This window comes from Mesorhizobium sp. M4B.F.Ca.ET.058.02.1.1 (assembly GCF_003952505.1).
Classification (GTDB): Bacteria; Pseudomonadota; Alphaproteobacteria; order Rhizobiales; family Rhizobiaceae; genus Mesorhizobium.
Map to the genome: position 1 here is coordinate 4909236 of NZ_CP034450.1, position 18017 is coordinate 4927252.

General features: G+C 61.5%; 12 protein-coding genes and 3 pseudogenes. 4 read left to right on the plus strand and 11 right to left on the minus strand.

The window, feature by feature from the left end; translation table 11 throughout:
• Window positions 1-376: 376 nt before the first annotated feature.
• Window positions 377-1516, minus strand: coding sequence for a porin (locus EJ073_RS23845; RefSeq protein WP_091595823.1), 1140 nt, complete (start codon window positions 1514-1516; stop codon window positions 377-379).
• A gap of 682 nt (window positions 1517-2198) precedes the next feature.
• Here EJ073_RS23845 and EJ073_RS23850 point away from each other — a divergent pair.
• Entirely contained in the window at window positions 2199-2555 is a 357-nt protein-coding gene (locus tag EJ073_RS23850; RefSeq protein WP_091595902.1) for a hypothetical protein, read from the plus strand.
• 495 nt (window positions 2556-3050) lie between these two features.
• Window positions 3051-4378 (plus strand): annotated as a pseudogene (gene hemN, locus EJ073_RS23855) (oxygen-independent coproporphyrinogen III oxidase).
• 230 nt (window positions 4379-4608) lie between these two features.
• Here the strand turns inward: hemN and EJ073_RS23860 are convergent.
• From EJ073_RS23860 to EJ073_RS23905, 10 genes and pseudogenes are all read right to left on the minus strand, one after another.
• Entirely contained in the window at window positions 4609-6252 is a 1644-nt protein-coding gene (locus EJ073_RS23860; RefSeq protein ID WP_029354881.1) for an MFS transporter, read from the minus strand.
• Window positions 6253-6425: 173 nt separating this feature from the next.
• On the minus strand, window positions 6426-7409 hold the full coding sequence (locus EJ073_RS23865) for a beta-ketoacyl-ACP synthase III (protein ID WP_091595821.1): 984 nt from the start codon (window positions 7407-7409) through the stop codon (window positions 6426-6428).
• A pseudogene (locus EJ073_RS23870) lies at window positions 7406-8670 on the minus strand (adenosylmethionine--8-amino-7-oxononanoate transaminase). The gene EJ073_RS23865 and the pseudogene EJ073_RS23870 overlap by 4 nt, the downstream one beginning before the upstream one ends.
• Window positions 8670-9305 (minus strand): dethiobiotin synthase, encoded by a 636-nt coding sequence (gene bioD / locus EJ073_RS23875; RefSeq protein ID WP_029354884.1) that lies wholly within the window; start codon window positions 9303-9305, stop codon window positions 8670-8672. Before bioD ends, EJ073_RS23870 begins: the two are co-directional and overlap by 1 nt.
• Complete coding sequence (locus EJ073_RS23880; RefSeq protein WP_091595817.1) at window positions 9302-10441, minus strand: 8-amino-7-oxononanoate synthase; 1140 nt, start codon at window positions 10439-10441, stop codon at window positions 9302-9304. The genes bioD and EJ073_RS23880 overlap by 4 nt, the downstream gene beginning before the upstream one ends.
• Window positions 10438-11406 (minus strand): biotin synthase BioB, encoded by a 969-nt coding sequence (gene bioB, locus EJ073_RS23885; protein ID WP_236370746.1) that lies wholly within the window; start codon window positions 11404-11406, stop codon window positions 10438-10440. The genes EJ073_RS23880 and bioB overlap by 4 nt, the downstream gene beginning before the upstream one ends.
• 207 nt (window positions 11407-11613) lie before the next feature.
• Window positions 11614-12492, minus strand: a complete 879-nt coding sequence (gene nadC / locus EJ073_RS23890) for a carboxylating nicotinate-nucleotide diphosphorylase (protein ID WP_091595900.1) — start codon at window positions 12490-12492, stop codon at window positions 11614-11616.
• A gap of 4 nt (window positions 12493-12496) precedes the next feature.
• Entirely contained in the window at window positions 12497-14038 is a 1542-nt protein-coding gene (locus EJ073_RS23895; RefSeq protein ID WP_029354892.1) for an L-aspartate oxidase, read from the minus strand.
• On the minus strand, window positions 14035-15009 hold the full coding sequence (nadA, locus tag EJ073_RS23900; protein ID WP_126057765.1) for a quinolinate synthase NadA: 975 nt from the start codon (window positions 15007-15009) through the stop codon (window positions 14035-14037). Before nadA ends, EJ073_RS23895 begins: the two co-directional genes overlap by 4 nt.
• Window positions 15010-15071: 62 nt before the next feature.
• Window positions 15072-16034: a hypothetical protein gene (locus tag EJ073_RS23905; RefSeq protein WP_126057766.1), complete on the minus strand. Its 963-nt coding sequence runs from the start codon at window positions 16032-16034 to the stop codon at window positions 15072-15074.
• Window positions 16035-16206: 172 nt separating this feature from the next.
• Here EJ073_RS23905 and panB point away from each other — a divergent pair.
• Together panB and panC are read left to right on the plus strand one after the other, a co-directional pair.
• Window positions 16207-17042: pseudogene (gene panB / locus EJ073_RS23910) on the plus strand (3-methyl-2-oxobutanoate hydroxymethyltransferase).
• Window positions 17039-17947 (plus strand): pantoate--beta-alanine ligase, encoded by a 909-nt coding sequence (gene panC, locus EJ073_RS23915; RefSeq protein WP_126057767.1) that lies wholly within the window; start codon window positions 17039-17041, stop codon window positions 17945-17947. The pseudogene panB and the gene panC overlap by 4 nt, the downstream one beginning before the upstream one ends.
• The last annotated feature ends 70 nt before the right edge of the window (window positions 17948-18017 follow it).

Consider the following 18017-nt stretch of genomic DNA (forward strand, 5'->3'; position numbering starts at 1 on the left):
TGGGTGCTGCCACGCGGATCGGACTAAGCGTGCATTATCACGTAAATGTTGAGAGAATGAATGGCGCCGCGAAGGGCAATTCCAGCCATCCACAGCGACAGGCGTGTCGCGGTCCCGACATAGCAGTGGCACTTACCTGACACGGCCTCACACTGCCCTCTAAACGGCCCCGAATTTGAACTGACCACCCCTGGCCGGTTCATTGGGCAGGTCAAGGGCTAGGCTGTATTACACAGGGCTCACCCCTTTCAGTCTCAAGTTGGTACGATGGGCCGTGGACGGTCGATGCAGACTTCAAGGATGGCGAAAGAAGCTCTCTATGCGTGCGTTGTCGAGGCAAGTGCCTTTGCCAGAGATGCTCGCGGCTGGAGAGATTTCAAAATGAGCGTTGGAAGCGGAGAATGCCGCCGACGCTGTTCGGCTTGCTCGTGCCCTTGACGGTGGTAGGGTCGGCAGGGCCGACGCCAAAGTTGCCGTAGCGGTCGTAATCGACCTCGGCTGTGACCGTGAAGCCAGGAACGACCATATAGACGACGTTTGCAGCCAAACCAGAATTCTTGAGCTGATCACTCGAGACCTGAAAGTTGAACGAAGTTTTCTCGTCAAACTCGTAGGTGGCGCCCGCCCAGAAAGCCCACTGGCCGTTCCAGATTTTGTACGAGCCGCGCACATGATTGGCGATTGCGCCGTTTGAGTCCTCGTTGAGACTGCCATTGGAACCGTAGCCGAACAGTCCAAACAGCGACAGCTGGTTTGTGACAGCGACGTCGACACGGATCTTGCCGGCCAAAGCTTCGTAGTTGCTGTCATAAGCCGCGACGCCGGTGATCGAGCCCCAGCCTTGCGTGTATTTCAAGCCGGCGACAACGTGCGGAATATAGCTGTCGATAGTACCGGCTGAGCCCGATCCTTGTTCGAGCGAAATCACGGTCGAAATGCCGTTGCCGGCGTCGAAGTAGTACTGAGCCACGTTGGTGTCGAAGCCGGCCGACCGAACGAGCATACTATCGAGAACGTTGCCAGCGTAGCTTACAAACGTATCGAAGGCCGACCCGTCCTTGCCAACTCGCAGGCCCCCCAGCTCGACCCAGGCAGAAGCCAGTGCGAGGCCGCTGTTGAAACCATAGTTCTGAGGACTGTCACGCGAGTTAGCGCTATTGCCAAAATTCACGTGGGTTTCGGTATAGGTCGTCAACGCGCCGAGCTCGGTCTGCTGGCCGCTCCAAGTTTTGAACGTGAAGCGTGTGTTGTTTCGCCAAGTGCCTTGGTCCTCGCCAGTTCTCACATCCGAGGTTCTTGCGCTGTCATACGATCGGACATCACCCAGGCCGATATCATAACGGACATAGCCGCCGATGCGCAGGCAGGTCTCGGTGTTGGGAATATAGAAATACCCCGAGCCGAGGACGTCGCAGATCTTGATGTACTCGGCCGGTTCCCGCTCGGCGCCAGCTGCTCGAACGACGGAGGCGGCGATCAGAGCAGTTAAGCCGAGAAGACGAATCTTGATGTACATGTCTAGATCTCCATGAAGGAATAAAAAGGATAGAGGCGTAAGAGCAAGCTTTACTCTAAATTTTGTGCGTGTTGTCTCCAATTTGTGGACGTAAAAGCGCTTGACATGGGAGGTTATCCAGCGTAAAAGCCACATGTACTTAGAATAGTGTTTTCTGCTAGGAGATTCATTATCGTTTATATGTGAAACACTCCGGTCAGACCGCTGCAGCCTCGGAATAGAGCAGCAAGCGACATGCCAACCTGAAGCGTAGATGCGGCCGACACCAAAATTGGGCCGACGCGCCTTCGTCTCGCTGGAATCACTTTTTTTGAGGGTCACTGCGAAAAGCAATGTGCGACACGGTTCGCCATGTTCGATATGTGACAGTCTCGTTTAACAGCGACGGCTTCCCGTCTGACCGCAACGGAGGCCGCTTCATGCGCTACCGAGAAGGATTACTGCGCGCGTGCGGTCCGCAAGGGCTGCGCCAGGAACAGAGGGCGTCCACGTCCGATGTGTCGCATGGTGGCCGAAGCACCTTTTCGCCGCTGTAAGTTCGCCGTGCAGGTACATTGCGCGGCCGATAGCGAGAAGGGATCGCACCCTGAAACGGTTGCCTAGGGCTCGCCTCGAGTAATTGGCGATGAACAGCATTCTCGAGAACTTAGTCTCGACGGAAAGAGCAACGAAAGGAAGCCGCTTGGACGAGCACGATCCGAAGGAAGAACTGATCGAGACCATTTTCCGCAACGGCACAATCACTGCCGTGGGTATCCTGCTTGCCTTTTCGCTCGGCTTCCTCACTCATTGGGCGGCGAACCCCTTGCCATGGCAACTCTACGATCTGTTCGCCGTAGTGCCGATCCTGCTCGGCATCGCACTGCAGATGAGAGCGCTGTCCATGCTGCTCGACATGAGTTCCTTGCGCCGCCCCATCTACGAACGCGCCAATCGCATTTTCATGGTCGGCCTCATCCAGACCGCGTGTGGCGTCGGGATGGCGATCTTGGTCGATCTTTTCGGGATATCGGTAGGGGGCACGCTGCCCGGCGCTTGACGACAAGCCACACCGCCGCTCATCGCTCGAAGCGACGTCAAGCTGGGGAGCCTTGTGCACCCCCTAGCGGCGCCTTCCTTTCATCAAATGAGCGGACGTCAGCTTTAGAGCGTCTCGGTGGCTAAAGCCGGTATGGTTTTTCGGCCGGCAGGGAAGGCCGCTGGCTGGACCTGGATGGCGTCTGACCGAGGCTTGACAGGTGCGTTGCGACGTTTGGCGTCGGACATGAATTTCGCATTGCAAAGTTCTTCCGCAGACGCCTCAAGCACACTGCATCGGCGTCACGTACTCAAACGTTGAATGCGGCACCGCACCATCACCTCAGGCGGACCATGGCACGCGCGCTCGGTTGATACCGTCCTGTCCAAGCGAGACTGCGACATCGCCGCCTCCGCCTTGAAAACGCGGAGAAAGCGGGACGCACTGACTTAGGTCAGAGACAGGACGAGCGCGCAACGAAACAATGATGGATCAGCGACGTGGGACGACAGCTCCTTGCACACCTCAATCCTGACAAAGTACCGGGACCCCCGGCCGCCTTGGTATACCATCTATCCGACTGTGCCAGACTTCTCTGCGGCGGTTGGTGCTGACGATTATGAGGAATGGCTGGGGGGCCTCCCGGCCGACGAATCGGTGTCGCTCTATTTCCACATTCCGTTTTGCCGATCCATGTGCTGGTATTGCGGCTTCCCTACCGCCGTCACCCGTCGCAACGGCCCGATCCTTAATTATTTGGCGTGCTGCGTCAGGAGATCAGTTTGGTGTCGGAGCAAGTTCGGCAAGGGCTGCCGGTGAGCGATGTGCATTTCGGCGGCGGAACGCCTCACCTTATCGGGCCAGCCGAGCACTTGGCGCTGATGGAATTTCTACGCCGCCACTTCGCTTTCAGCAAAACTGCTGCGATCGCCGTGGAGATCGATCCCCGAACGTTCACACCGGAAATGGCCGAACCCTTGGCAGCTACCGGTGTCAACCGCGCGAGCATCGGCGTGCAGAGCTTTGATCCCGATGTGCAAAAGGCGATCAATCGGATCCAGAGTAAGGTGCAGACGGCCGCTGCCGTCGAAAATCTCCGCCGGCATGGCGTTGGCCATATCAACTTCGATCTCATCTTCGGTCTCCCGAAACAGACTGTGCAGTCCTGCATCCAGACCGCGATGGCTGCGGTCGCCATGCGCCCCAACCGGTTTGCGGTGTTCGGCTACGCGCATATTCCTTCCGTGATAAAGAATCAGCGCCTAATCGAGCAGGCAGGTCTACCGGACGGCGATGTTCGCGCCGAACAGGCTGCAGCTGTCGCCGAGACACTGGTTGGCGCCGGCTACCGGGAGATCGGGCTCGATCATTTCGCTCTGCCGGACGACGAACTCGCGCTAGCGCAGAAGACCGGGCGCCTGCGGCGTAATTCGCTGGGATACTCGGCCGATACTTGCAAAACCGTGATCGGCTTCGGCGCGTCGGCTATTGGCCGAGTCGGCGAGGGGTACGTTCAGAACGAAGTAACACGGGATTCTTACGCCCGGCACATCGCAAGTGGACGTCTGGCGACATCAAAGGGCCACCGGCTGACCGACGATGACCGGGTGCGCGCAGCAATCATCGAGCGACTGATGTGCGATTTGGAGGCCGACGTGCCGACCATCTGTGCCGCCCACGAAATCGAACCAGCTCGTTTTCTCGATTCAGTTGAGCGTTTGGTGACGCTGGCTGAGGAGGGGATCGTGGACGTCGAAAACGGCTTCATCCGCGTGCGGCCGGAGCACCGCTTTGTTGTTCGCGCCGTTGCTGCTGCATTCGATGCTTTTCTCGCGAATCGATGAGTTGAGGCCACGACTCCGAAGGCATCAGACCTTGTTTGGCGCTCGTCGGCATGGGCTCTCGCAGAAGACTCCGCAAGCGCATGCAGGGGACTCCACTTGACGCCGCGTTCATCATCATCTCGCCTGGGTGCGCTCGATCGCACAACTCGGAGCACGCTGCTCTCGGCGTGAGGCTGTGCTCTGCAAAGCACCGGTGATCCACCCTGTCCCTGGATAGCAGCTTGATGGCGTCATCTTGGAGGACGAGAAAAGATTGTCGAGGTACGGGTACGAATTGCCTCGGTCGTTCGTTCAATCGAAAGCACTGTCTGCGGAGGCACCTCTCCTTCATGCAGTGACAGGAGATGCTGGCCGACTTCCTTATCTGCTGCGGTGAGTCGATGATTTAGGCGGAGAAAGTCCATCCAGGTGGGGGTGCGGAATGTCTCCGTCCAAAGTGACGGTGTTTGCAGATTTCGCTGGAGCGTCCAGTTTCGTGCACCGGCACGGCTCTGGACGTGTCGCCGCGTGCGCATGTAGCCCAGAAAGGCCTCGATATTTTCCTCCGATATCAAATACTCGACCTTGGCCACGATAGGGCCACTTCTGGGTTTCAGATCGAGAGCCACGTCCGGCGGATGAAAAACTGAACTTTCTTGATCCGTTTCTTCCCAGGGACGGACCGGCAACACGATCCCCGCTGCTGCAACCAGCAACAGAGCGCCCGCGGCGCCCTCCAATGCTGAGGTCAAGGAATAGTTTTGCGCGACAGAACCCCAGATCCAGCTGCCAGCAGCCATACCGCCTGCGCTCAAGGCGTAGTAAATGGAGAGCGTGCGGCCTACAACCCACCTTGGGCTTGCCAACTGCACCGACACGTCAATGCCCGTCCAGGTGATAAGCCAACCCGCTCCGCCGAGCGCCAGCGAAATGGCCGCCACAGGAACCGACGATGTCAGGGCAAGGGAGAGGCAACAGACTGCACAAGCCACAGAGGCGAAGGCCACCAGCCTGTTTTGAGACGTGACCTTCCTCAAGAAGCCGTTGCCCATGCCCGCGATGAAAGCACCCATGCCGAAGCCGGCCAATAAGATACCGTAGACAATTGGCCCACTCTTCAACTGATCCCGGACGACGAGAGGGAGCAACGCCAGAATGGAGATGCTTGCCAATCCGAAAAGAGCTGCTCGGGCGGTCGCTGCCCTGATCTCCAAAGACATCGCCGTAAAGCGCACTCCGTCATGAATTGCCGTCGTCATTCTCTCACGAGGGAGAGGCGAAGAGCGGACCTCCCATTTGGTGCGCCATATCGCGCTTATAGGCGCCAGATCACTCACCGCAGCCAAGGCGAAAGCGGCCAGCGGCCCAAAGACGGCCAGGATCACGCCCCCTAAGGCCGGACCAACGCTGCGCACAATGTTGTATCCGACGGACATAAGCGTCACTGCGGCCGGAATGTCGCGTTTGTGAAGGATATCGCCGACCGAAGCGTGCCAGGCCGGATCATTCAAGGCAAAGCCGCAGCCGGCCAGGAAACCTAACCCGAGAATCAGCCAAGGACTGACAAATCCCAGACCCACAGAAATCATCAGCGTCATCGACGCCGATGCTATCAGGCAGTGTCCCGCAAACATCACCCACCGGCGGCTGAAGTTGTCGGCAATGGCTCCGGCGAAAACTGAGAGGAAGAACACCGGCAGTGTGGATGCGGCCTGGACGAGAGCCACCATAAGGTCGGACGCTGAAATCGTTGCCATAAGCCAACTGATGGCGACCGTTTGCACTAGCCAACCGAGGCTGGAAATCTGGGTGGCCGTCCAAATTGAGCGAAACACCTTGTTTCGAAATGGGGCGAGCGTCTTTGAAACGGGCGGTTGAGGATTTTCGCTCTGCATGAGGTTTTGCTGGCCTTCGATGAGCGCTGCGATTTGAGCAAGTGGGTCGATACTTAGACATCGCGGAGCACCGCACGGAACCCAGCTCTATGGAGCTTGCCGGCGACTATTTGCGTATTGAGCCATTCTCATAGTCTCATTCATGAGCAGTCCTATGCGCAAGCGTTGCTTTGCTAAATTCCCACGACAAGCGCGCCGCCGCTGAGACCCGCACCCGCTGCCGCCAAGAGGACTTTCTCGCCAGGCCGAAACGGCTGCGCCCGATGGGCGAGCGACAACGAGAGCGGGATCGTCGCGGCGGAAGAGTTGCCATATTCGGCGATCGTCTTGACCATCGAGTGATCTGTGATGCCGAGGTTCCTGCCGACCGCGTCGAAAATGCGAGCATTGGCCTGATGCGGCACGAAACGATCGAGGTCTTGCGGCCTCAGTCGGGCAGCAGTGAGCGCATCTCTCGAGCAGGCGGTCATCATCTCCACGGCCTTGGCGAACACTTCGCGGCCATCGGTGATCGTCATCCGGGTCTGCTCGAGGTCGAGGCCGCCATGGAACGGATTGTTGCTTCCACCGGCAGGAATCTGGATCAGCCCGTAACGCGAGCCGTCCGAATCCACCGAAGCGCCGAGAATGCCTCGATCCGGGTCATCGCACGGACCGATCACCACCGCGCCGGCGGCATCGGCAAACAGCACGGCGCTGGCGCGCTCGGCCGGATTGATGCGGCGGCTGAGGATGTTGGCGGCAATGACAAGGCTCGCTTTGCCATGCAGGCGAGTGAACCCGTCGGCGAACATCAGCGCATAGATGAAGCCGGCGCAAGCGCCGGTCAGGTCGATCGCGCCGGCGCGACCTAGTCCCAGCCGATGTGCGACCAGGGGCGCGCTTGGCGGCAGAAGATGATCGGGTGTGGAGGTAGCGAGCAACAGCAGGCCGATGTCGCCGCGGTCGATACCGGCATTGGTCAGCGCCATGTCGCCGGCGTGCGCGGCAAGGGCCGACAGCGTGTCTTCGTCCGCTGCCCAGAAGCGCGACCGTATCCCGGTGCGCCGCTCGATCCAGCCGGGTTCAAGCCCGAGACGATCTTCGATTTCCGGATTCTCCACCTTGCGCGCGGGCGCATGATGGCCAAGCCCGAGAATGCGCGATGATCGGCTCATGGCTTTGAGCCGAAGCGTTCGCCGGCCTCCTCGATGGCGTCATAGAGCCCATCCAACTCGTTGCCGGTAATGCAATAGGGCGGCAGAAGGTACAGGACATTGCCGAGCGGGCGCACGAGCAGGCCGCGCTCAAGAAAAAAGCGCGCAGTTTTGGCCCGATCTCGGCCAGATAACCGGCTGAGCCGGTGCGTAGGTCGAGTGCCGCGATGGTGCCGGTTGTCCGGCAATCGGTGAAGCGAGGGTTGTCGCGAAAGCGTCGAAGCCCGGCGGCCTGTCGCTCGCTCAAGGCCGCGATCCGATCGGCCACCGGCTCGTCGTGCCAGATCTCGACATTGGCAAGTGCCGCCGCGCATGCAATCGGATTGGCGGTGTAGGAGCTCGAATGGAAAAACGTCTTCTTGCGATCCTCGGAATAGTGAGCCTGGAAGATGGCATCGGTGGCGATCGTGGCGGCCAGCGGGATGGTACCACCGGTCAGACCTTTCGAGGTGCACAGGATGTCCGGCGAGACGGACGCCTGTTCGCAGGCGAACATGGTTCCGGTGCGCCCCCAGCCGGTCATCACTTCATCGGCGATCAGCAGCGTGCCGGCGGCCTCAGTGATCCTCTTCAATTCGGTCAGAACCCAGGCCGGATACATGAGCATGCCGCCGGCGCCGAGCACGAGCGGCTCGACGATCAGCGCGGCGGCGCGCCGGTCGCGGGAGAGTGCCTCGAACCGATCCAGCGTTTCCTGCTCGCGCCCGGCGGCCGGGAAGGGGATGGTGTCGACCTCGAACAGCAAGGGCTCGTAGGCGGCGTTGAACACGCCACGGGCGCCGACGCTCATCGCCCCGATCGTGTCACCATGATAGCTGTGCTCCATGACGACGATGCGCGAACGCGGCGCGCCGATGTTGCGGAAATAGCCGAGCGCCATCTTCAGCGCGACTTCGATTGAGGTCGAGCCACTGTCGGAATAGAACACCCGGTCAAGGCCGGCGGGTGCGAGGCCGACAAGCGCCTCGGCCAGGCGCTCGGCCGGCTCGTGGGTAAAGCCCGCGAAGATGATCTGGTCGAGGTTCGACGCGGTCGTCTCGATGGCCTTCATGATGCGGGGGTGGCGGTGGCCATGAGTGACGACCCACCAGGAAGAAATCGCATCCAGGATGCGGGAGCCGTCGGCCTTGTGGAGATAGGCGCCTTCAGTCAGCACGATTTCAGGGATCGAGGGCTCTAGCGCGTGCTGCGTGAACGGATGCCAGACTCGAGACTGCGCCATCAGTCGCCTCCGGCAATCATGGCCAGGTCGAAGCCGGAAATCATTGCATCTCTCAACGTTTCACCCGTCAGCGGACCGAGGTGCGGCAGCCTGCCGAGCTGCGGCACGCCGCCGAATTCCACGATTGTCCTTTGCGTATCGGCCACCTCTTCGCCCATGAAGGCAATGCCGATGAGCGGGATGGAGCGGGCTCTCAGGGCCTCGATCGACAACAGCGTATGATTGATGGTGCCGAGCGCGGTGCGGGCGCACAGTATGACCGGCAGCCGCCATTGTTCGAATATGTCAATGAACCTTGTCTGTCGATTGAGCGGCACCATCAGCCCGCCGGCGCCTTCGATGACGAGCGGTGTCGGCAGGACCGGAAATGAAAGATCGTCGGCCTCGATCGCGACGCCGTCGATTTCGGCTGATCGATGCGGCGACAGCGGCATCGTCAGTCGATAGACTTCGGGCAGCACGCGTCCGTCGGGCAAGCCGGAAAGCCGGGCGACGACCTCGCTGTCAGTCTCCTCGTCGAGGCCCGATTGCACCGGCTTCCAGTAGAAGCCGTCGAGCAGCCCGGCAAGTCCGGCCGAAAATACTGTCTTGCCAATTCCGGTGTCTGTTCCGGTGACGACGATGCGTTTGGTCATGCTGTGGCCAACACCTCAACGAGAGCCTCGACCATGGCGGAAATGTCGGTCTCGTCGACGTTGAGCGTCAGCGAAATGCGCAGGCGCGATGTGCCCTCGGGCACCGTCGGCGGACGTATGCCGCGTATGTCGAAGCCGCGTGCCTGCAGGGCCGCCGCCACCGCCATGGTGCGCCCAACGTCGCCGATGACAAATGGCTGGATCTGCGAGCCGCTGGGTACGACGCCGCAGCGCTCGGCCAATTGGCGGCCGGCGCAGGCAACGCGTTCCTGCAGCTGAGCGCGGCGCATGGGCTCGTCGGACAGAATAGTCAGCGCTTCGCGCGCCGCGACCGCCATCAGCGGCGAGGGCGCGGTGGCGTAGATGAACGGCCGGCACCGGTTGACGAGATAATCGCACAGTGTCCTCGGCCCGGTGACGAGTGCACCGGATGCGCCGAGCGCCTTGCCGCATGAGTGGAGCGTGACGATGTTGTCGCGGCCTTGGCACGCGGCGGCCAGTCCCCGGCCGTCCGGTCCCCAGATGCCGGTGGCATGCGCTTCATCGACGACGATGAATGCCTGGTGCCGATCGGCCATCGCGACCAGGCTCTCCATCGGCGCGCGGTCGCCATCCATGCTGTAAAGGCTTTCGACGGCGATCCACACGCGCCCCGTGCCGCCTTCGGCGCGCCAGCGGGTGATTGCGTCCTCGACAGCGTCGACGTCGTTGTGCGCGGCCAGCTTGAACTCGGCGCGCCCGGCCTGCGCGCCCTCATGCATGCTGGCATGGGCGAGTTCGTCGAGGACCAGCAGGTCGCCTTTCTGCGGCAGCGCGGTCAACAGGGCGAAGTTGGCGATGTAGCCGCTGCCAAAGAACAGCGCACGGTCGGCGCCGAAGAATGCCGCGGCGTCCGCCTCCAGTTGCTCATGTTCCGGTGCGTTGCCGCGCAACAGCCGCGACCCGGTGGCGCCAACCGGCGTGCCCCGCGCAATCGCCGCCGCAACCGCTTCGCCAAGTCTTTTGGAGGCGGCAAGTCCGAGATAGTCGTTCGACGAGAAGTCGAGACCGGCGCGCGGTGCGAGCGTCCGCAACCGGTCCTTGCGCGCCAGTCCGCGCAAGGATGCGTCATAGCGGGCAAGAATTGCCTCGTTCATTGCGTGGCGAGTTCCATCGGCTCGATGCCGAGACGCTGGAACAGAAGGCTATCCTTGTCCTCGCCGGGATTGTCCGCCGTCAGCAGCGTGTCGCCGACAAAGATCGAGTTAGCGCCGGCAAAGAAGCACAACGCCTGCGTTTCGTCGCTCATCGCCGTCCTGCCGGCGGACAGCCTTACACAGGATTTCGGCATCATCACCCGCGCGAGCGCAACGATGCGGACGAAATCGATCGGATCGATGGCGTCGGCCGCGGCAAGCGGCGTGCCTTCGATGGGAATAAGCATGTTGATCGGCACGCTTTCCGGCGGCTCGGGCAGGTTCGCGAGCGTGACCAGCATGTCGATGCGATCGGTCTTTTCTTCCCCCATCCCGACGATGCCGCCGCAGCAGACTTTCATCCCAACCGCGCGCACGTGCCCAAGCGTTTCCAGCCGGTCGGCAAAAGTCCTGGTTGAAATAACCTCGCCATAGTAGCGCTCAGAGGTATCGATGTTGTGGTTATAGTAGTCGAGACCGGCCTGCTTCAGGCGAGCAGCTTGCTCAAGATCGAGCATGCCGAGCGTCATGCAGGTCTCCATGCCGAGCGCCTTGACGCCCTCGATCATGGCGACCACAACGTCCATGTCGCGCTCCTTGGGACTTCGCCACGCTGCGCCCATGCAATAGCGCGTTGCGCCGCCATCACGCGCCTTGGCCGCTTCGTCGATGACATGCTTGACGTTCATCAGCTTCGACGCCTTCACCCCGGTTTCGTAATGCGCAGACTGGCTGCAATAGCCGCAATCTTCGGGGCAGCCGCCGGTCTTGATGCTAAGGAGCCGCGACAGCTGCACTCGGTTTCGATCGAAGTTCTGGCGGTGGATCGTCTGAGCTAGGAACAGCAGATCGTTGAATGGCATGCCGTAGATGGCCTCAGCCTCTTTGCGGTTCCATCGCGGAGGCGTTCCATCGACCGATTGCATGGTCTGGTTCACGTCGAACTCCGAGTTCATTCCAACCGTCATCGTCAAACCTTTGTTGCTAGTCCGGTACGCCTTCAGGAGTCTGTCGACCGGCAAGCTCGGTCCGACTTGGCTTTGGAGCGCACTCGCTAAAAGGCGAGCTGCGGCACGTCTTTCCACCGCCTTCCTACGCCTGCCGAGCTGATGTTGCTCCTCATGCCGTAATCCTCAGTTCAAATGCTTGCAGATGTTCTGGTGGTCCGGCATGTCCAGGCCGATGTCGAGGATCGGGGCGCTGTGCGTCAGCCATCCCATGGAGATGAGATCGACACCGGTCGCCGCAATCGCCGCCGCCGTTTTCGGCGTCACCCGACCGGAAGCCTCGGTGATCGTACGGCCACCCACTATAGAAACCGCGCGGGCAAGATCCTCGACCGACATATTGTCGAGCAGCACCGCGTCAACACCAATCGCGAGCGCTGCATCGAGCTGCTTCAGCGTGTCGACCTCAACCTCGACCTTCACCATATGCCCTGCGGCGGCGCGCGCCCGCTCTATTGCTGTGCGGATATCGCCGGCGATCGCGATGTGATTGTCCTTTATGAGCACGCCGTCATCGAGGCCGAAGCGGTGATTGGCACCGCCGCCGACGCGCACGGCGTATTTTTCCAATACCCGCAGGCCGGGCGTCGTCTTTCGCGTCGATACGATCCTCGCCTTGTGACCGCGCACGGCCTCAACCATCGCCGCTGTGGCAGTGGCAATGCCGCTCAGCCGGCATAAGAAATTGAGGGCAGTGCGTTCGGCCGTGAGCAGGCCTCGCGCGGGTCCGGACAATCTTGCAATGGTTTCCCCGGCCCCGACATCGCTGCCATCAGGGCGCCAGATCTGGATGTTGATCGCCGGTTCCACGAGCAGGAAGGCGTACGAGACCAGATCGAGCCCGGCAACGACGCCCGCCTGCCTCGATCTGAGCACCAACGTGGCAGTGCAATCATGCGGGATAACCGCATCGCTGGTCAGGTCGCCGCATCTGCCCAGGTCTTCGAGGAGCGCACCGCGCACAATCGGTTCGATCAGGGTCGCGGGGAGGGGGGAGAATGAAATCACATCAGGTGCTCCGTATGGTAGCCCGGCAATCGAGTGCGGCCGCGGCCCGCATTGCGCTGTGCAGTGTCAGCCGTGATGGGCGCGCGTCGGCATCGTGGAGCGGGAAATCGGACCGACAGTGCGCGCCTCGACTCTCTTCCCGCCCCAGGGCCGCCACGGCGATCATCAGTGAGACCAAAGCCGGACCAGAGGCAGCGACATTGTCAGCTGCGATCGGCAGCAGGGTCGCCACCGCTTCGCGCATTGCCTCGCCGTCGCGGATGATACCCAGGGCGGCGGAGACAATTGGGCGGACCGCGGAAGCGTCTGGTCGTGGAGGGACGAATGTGGAGCATCTGCGCGGTCGCCGGGTATACGACGTGCCGGCAACGCTTTCGGCAACCCAGCTCGCGGTGACCGCCGCTTCGGTGAGCGAGTTGCTGGCCAGGCGGTTGGCGCCGTGCAGGCCGGTACAGGCGACCTCACCGCAGGCCCACAATCCCTCGATGGAGCTGCGGCCGGCGCTGTCTACGGCGACGCCGCCCATGTGATAATGTGCCGCCGGGCGCACCGGGATCGGGTCGGTCGCGGGGTCGACCCCTGCGCTCCGGCACAATTCGGCGATGCCTGGAAAACGCTTGCCAAATCTCGGGCCGAGACTTTGCCGTGCATCCAGGAATACGCGGCGTCCAACGGCAAGCTGGTGCCAAATGGCGCGCGCTACGACGTCGCGAGGCGCAAGTTCACCGCCAGGTGTGTCAGCGAGGAAGCGCTCTCCTCGCTCATCGATGAGCACCGCGCCTTCGCCACGCACGGCTTCGCTCACCAGCGGCATCGGCCGGCGCGGACCGTCGAGCGCAGTTGGATGGAACTGTATGAATTCCAAGTCGGCGAGTTCCGCCCCCGCCCATGCGGCGAGCGCCAGCCCGTGACCCCATGAGCCAGCGGGGTTTGTCGTGTCGCAAAACAGCCCGCCGACGCCGCCGGTCGCCAGCACCGCGCGACGCGTGGGCAGAGCGAGCGCGCCGGCTCGTCCTGCGGCGACCACGGCGATGACCGACCCGTCCTGCACGACCAGCCGGCGGACCTCCACATTTTCGATAGTGGTGATCGAGGCTGTACGCCGAACCGCGGCGATGAGCACGCGCACCAACTCGCGACCGGTGGCGTCGCCGGCTGCATGCACAATCCGCCGTCGCGAGTGTGCCGCCTCGAGCCCAAGTCGCAACGCGCGGTCAGGGTGCTGGTCGAAGGCGACGCCGAACCTTTGGATCGTCCTAATCGCTTCGGGTGCAGCTCGGACCACTCGCCGCACCGTGGCCTCGTCGCAGAGTCCGTCGCCGGCAGCTATCGTGTCGCAAAGGTGAAAATCCGGGCCGTCGTCGCCGCCGAGACTTGCCGCAAGACCGCCCTGGGCAAGCTCACTGCAGGCTCCGGTTCCAAGCGGCGCGTTGGTCAAAAGCACGACCGGTTCCGGCGCCAGATGAAGCGCCGTCATCAGGCCGGCAATGCCGCCACCGATGACGACCGGCGCCCCGGCGATGTCGCGAACCTCCAGGCTCATAGGGAAAGCATGCGCTCGACCGCGCGGCGGGCGGGGCCGGCAATTTCGGGATCAATCCGGACCTCATGCCGGTTCTGCTCGAGCGCGGCGCGAATGTTGGCCAGGTTGATGCGCTTCATGTGCGGGCACAGGTTGCATGGGCGAACGAACTCGACGTCGGGATGCGCGACCGCGACGTTGTCGCTCATCGAACATTCGGTCAGAAGGACGACACGCGTCGGTTTCTCCCGCTCGACATAATCCGACATCGCTGCGGTCGAGCCGGAGAACTCCGCCTCCGCGACAACGTCTGGTGGGCATTCTGGATGGGCCAGCACGATGACGCCTGGATGGGCATCGCGCAGTTCCCGAATGTCTGCTGCGGTGAAGCGCTCATGCACCTCGCAATGGCCTTTCCAGGCGATGATCTCGACGTCTGTATCGGCTGCCACGTTCCTCGCCAGATATTCGTCCGGCAGCATCAGCACACGCGCCACGCCAAGCGATTCCACCACCGCCTTGGCGTTGCCGGACGTGCAGCAGATGTCGGACTCCGCTTTTACGGCGGCCGAAGTGTTGACGTAAGTAACAACGGGGACCCCCGGATACCGCAGCCGCATTAGCCGCACGTCGTCTGCCGTGATCGATTCGGCCAGCGAGCAGCCGGCGCTGAGATCCGGGATGAGCACGGTCTTGTTCGGATTGAGCAGTTTTGCCGTCTCGGCCATGAAATGAACGCCGGCAACCACGATGATGTCGGCGTCGACCGTCACCGCCTTGTGGGCCAACGCCAGGCTGTCGCCGACGATGTCTGCCACGCAATGAAAAATTTCGGGCGTCTGGTAATTGTGCGCCAGCACCACCGCATTGCGCTCACGCTTCAGCGCTAAGATGGCTTCAATATCGCCGGCGAACGCGAGCCATTCAACGGGTGGGATCACCCGCCGGACACGCTCATACAGGGACGCAGCCATAGGTAACGCCCCAGTCATTGGCGCCTCGATTATATTCGGTTTGACAATAAGGGAATATATCTACCTTGACTATAAGTATGTCAAGCCCGCGCCAGCGGTAATTTTGTCCCGGCGATAGCCCTGTCGTCGAGGACGGCATGCCGGAAGCGATAAAGCTTCGCCGGTCGGCCGCCCGTGTCGAGGGAGGTCTCCCCGGTCTCCTCAACAAGTTCCTGCTGCTCGACCAATCTCCGGAAGTTCGGCTTGTTGATCAGCCTGCCAGCCAAAGCTTCCACGGTTCGCTGCAGTTGCAGCAGCGTGAAGGAAGGCCGCATAAGCTCGAACACGACCGGCCGGTATTTGATCTTCGAACGCAGCCGCGCGATCCCGGTTGCCAGAATACGACGGTGGTCAGCGACCATTGGTTTGCCAGCCGCGGCCGCAATCGCGTCCCTGCCGCCACCGGCCTCCTCAATCAGACCAGCTTCATAGAGCAACTCGTAGCGTTGGAGCGTGAGTTCCTCGTTCCAATGGCGGTCGTCGAAGCCGAAGGCTATCGCAGCGCGCTGCCGGCGCTCGCGTTGAGTGGTCGGCTCGCTGGCGCCGCCGGCCCACTCAATCAGGCGGGGCCGCAATCTATCGAGCAGCACAGGCGGCGTGCCGAAGCGGTGGTCCTCCCAGGGAAAATATTCGTACCAACTTTGCCAGCCGCACGCGGCCGAGTTCGTTGCCTGTTCCTTCCTGGTCAATGCGAGATAGCTGATTGAGATGACGCGCTGGTGGCGCTCAGTGCCGATGCGATCGCGATCGGCGAAGGTGTAGAGTTGCTCGATGTATCCCAGTGCATGGCCGGTCTGCTGCTCCACCCACCCCCTCAAACCCGACTGCAGCGATCGATGCTCAAGCGCAAAAGGTCCAGAAGGGAGGGTGTCCGCATGACCGACGGTGAGGACACAGGACTCACTGTCGTTTACGGCGACCACGACGGCAGTCAGGTCCACTTTGGCTTCGTCAGCTTTGACGGCGGCTTTGCCTTTCTTGGTTCTTCTTGTCTGAGGATCCATGTTTGCGAAAGTGGGTTGGCCCAACGGAGCGCCTTAATCGATTGAATGTAACCTTGGCAGCCAGCACGTCAACACCGTACTACTCAAGCACTGTTTTTAGCTCTTCGCAGTCGCACAAAAATATGCCAAACGCGACACCCGCTGTTGGTAACGTAAGGGAAGGGGGCGTCGGTTGAGCGCGGCTGGTGAGATAAAAGGGATTAACCCTCCAGATATTCGATTGCGAAAAGGCCAAACGCCACTTGTATGCTTGACGGCCTACACCACGCCGGTCGCGAGGCTACTCGATCGCCACTGCGACATCGTTCTTGTCGGCGACAGCGTCGGCATGGTGGGCACGGCCTGTCGTCGACGCTGGGCGTCACGCTCGACATGATGATCATGCACGGACAGGCCGTTCGCCGCGGCCTTGAACACGCGCTGATGGTCGTCGACCTGCCCTTCGGTTCCTACGAGGAAAGCCCAGAGCACGCTTTCGGCAACGCTGCGCGCGTGATGGGTGAGACCGGTTGTTCAGCGGTGAAGCTCGAGGGCGGCGAGACCATCGCGGAAACCATCCGCTTCCTTACCGCGCGCGGCGTACCTGTCATGGCCCATGTGGGGCTGACGCCGCAGGCGGTAAACACGTTCGGAGGCTATCGTGTGCAGGGCCGGGGAGCCGATGCAGAGCGGATCAGGCGCGACGCCAGGGCGGTAACCGAGGCGGGCGCCTTCTCCTTGGTGCTCGAAAAGATACCGGAGCAGCTTGCACGGCAGATAACCGCCGATATCGACATACCCACCATCGGCATCGGTGCCTCGCCAGCTTGCGACGGCCAGATTCTGGTGAGCGACGATATGCTCGGGCTCTTCACCTCATTTCGGCCGAAGTTCGTCAAACGCTATGCCGAGCTCGGTGAGCAGGCTGAGGCGGCAATCGCCGCTTACGCCACCGATGTGCGGAACCGGCACTTTCCGGCGGTCGAACATCTCTATGTCAACGCCTTGAAGGCCGGAGACTTCACATGAGCGTGCCGATCGCTCGAACTGTGAGCGAGCTGCGCGGCGTCGTTGCGCAATGGCGTCGCTCGGGTGCCACGATCGGTATTGTGCCGACCATGGGAGCCTTGCACGACGGGCATCTGAGCCTTGTGCGGAAGGCGCTTGAAAGGGCCGAGCGGGTGATCGTGACGCTGTTCGTAAACCCCAAGCAGTTCAACAGCCCCGCCGACCTGATTGCCTATCCTCGGACGGAAAGCGAAGATGCTGCCAAGCTCGCGCCGCTGGGCACGCATCTGCTCTATGTGCCGGACGCAGAGGAAATGTACCCGGCGGGCTTCGCCACGGTCGTTTCAGTGTCCGGCATCAGCGAATGCCTGTGCGGCGCATTCCGGCCCGGCCATTTCAATGGCGTGGCGACGGTCGTGGCCAAGCTCTTCCTGCAGGCCGGCGCTGACTTCGCCTTTTTTGGCGAAAAGGATTTTCAGCAACTTCAGCTTGTCAGGCGCTTGGTCCGGGACCTCGACATTCCGATCACTATTGTGCCCTGTCCGACAGTCCGCGAAGCCGATGGTCTTGCGCTATCGTCGCGTAACGTGCGGCTCTCCCCAGCCCAACGCGCCATTGCCCCAAAACTAGCATCGGTCCTGCTCGATACGGCCGAGCGGCTTGCACGCGGCTCTCCCATCCTGCCTACGCTTGATGAAGCGCGTGCAACAATTCTGGCTGCCGGCTATCGCGAGCTCGAATACCTGGAGCTTCGCGGAGAAACAGACCTGCAATCGTTAGCAAGCCTTGACCGACCGGCACGCTTGCTTGCTGCGGCTTGGCTTGGCGACACGCGGCTCATCGATAACGTCGCAATATCACCCATCGGTAGTTGGTCAGGTGCGCGGAGCTCTCTCCAATCGGAAGCAGCACAGCAATTGCGGTGATGACGGCGGCGCGTCGTACGCCCTGCAGGGACAGGCCATCATTTAGAACCACGTCTCCGCCCGGCTTCCA

What these genes read in the sequence shown, in the direction of transcription:
- nadA (WP_126057765.1), bottom strand. Translation starts at nt 15,009, where the DNA reads ATGACTGGGGCGTTACCTATGGCTGCGTCCCTGTATGAGCGTGTCCGG.
- EJ073_RS23895 (WP_029354892.1), bottom strand. Translation starts at nt 14,038, where the DNA reads ATGAGCCTGGAGGTTCGCGACATCGCCGGGGCGCCGGTCGTCATCGGT.
- bioD (WP_029354884.1), bottom strand. Translation starts at nt 9,305, where the DNA reads ATGACCAAACGCATCGTCGTCACCGGAACAGACACCGGAATTGGCAAG.
- bioB (WP_236370746.1), bottom strand. Translation starts at nt 11,406, where the DNA reads ATGCAATCGGTCGATGGAACGCCTCCGCGATGGAACCGCAAAGAGGCT.
- EJ073_RS23845 (WP_091595823.1), bottom strand. Translation starts at nt 1,516, where the DNA reads ATGTACATCAAGATTCGTCTTCTCGGCTTAACTGCTCTGATCGCCGCC.
- EJ073_RS23860 (WP_029354881.1), bottom strand. Translation starts at nt 6,252, where the DNA reads ATGCAGAGCGAAAATCCTCAACCGCCCGTTTCAAAGACGCTCGCCCCA.
- panC (WP_126057767.1), top strand. Translation starts at nt 17,039, where the DNA reads ATGAGCGTGCCGATCGCTCGAACTGTGAGCGAGCTGCGCGGCGTCGTT.
- EJ073_RS23880 (WP_091595817.1), bottom strand. Translation starts at nt 10,441, where the DNA reads ATGAACGAGGCAATTCTTGCCCGCTATGACGCATCCTTGCGCGGACTG.
- EJ073_RS23905 (WP_126057766.1), bottom strand. Translation starts at nt 16,034, where the DNA reads ATGGATCCTCAGACAAGAAGAACCAAGAAAGGCAAAGCCGCCGTCAAA.
- EJ073_RS23865 (WP_091595821.1), bottom strand. Translation starts at nt 7,409, where the DNA reads ATGAGCCGATCATCGCGCATTCTCGGGCTTGGCCATCATGCGCCCGCG.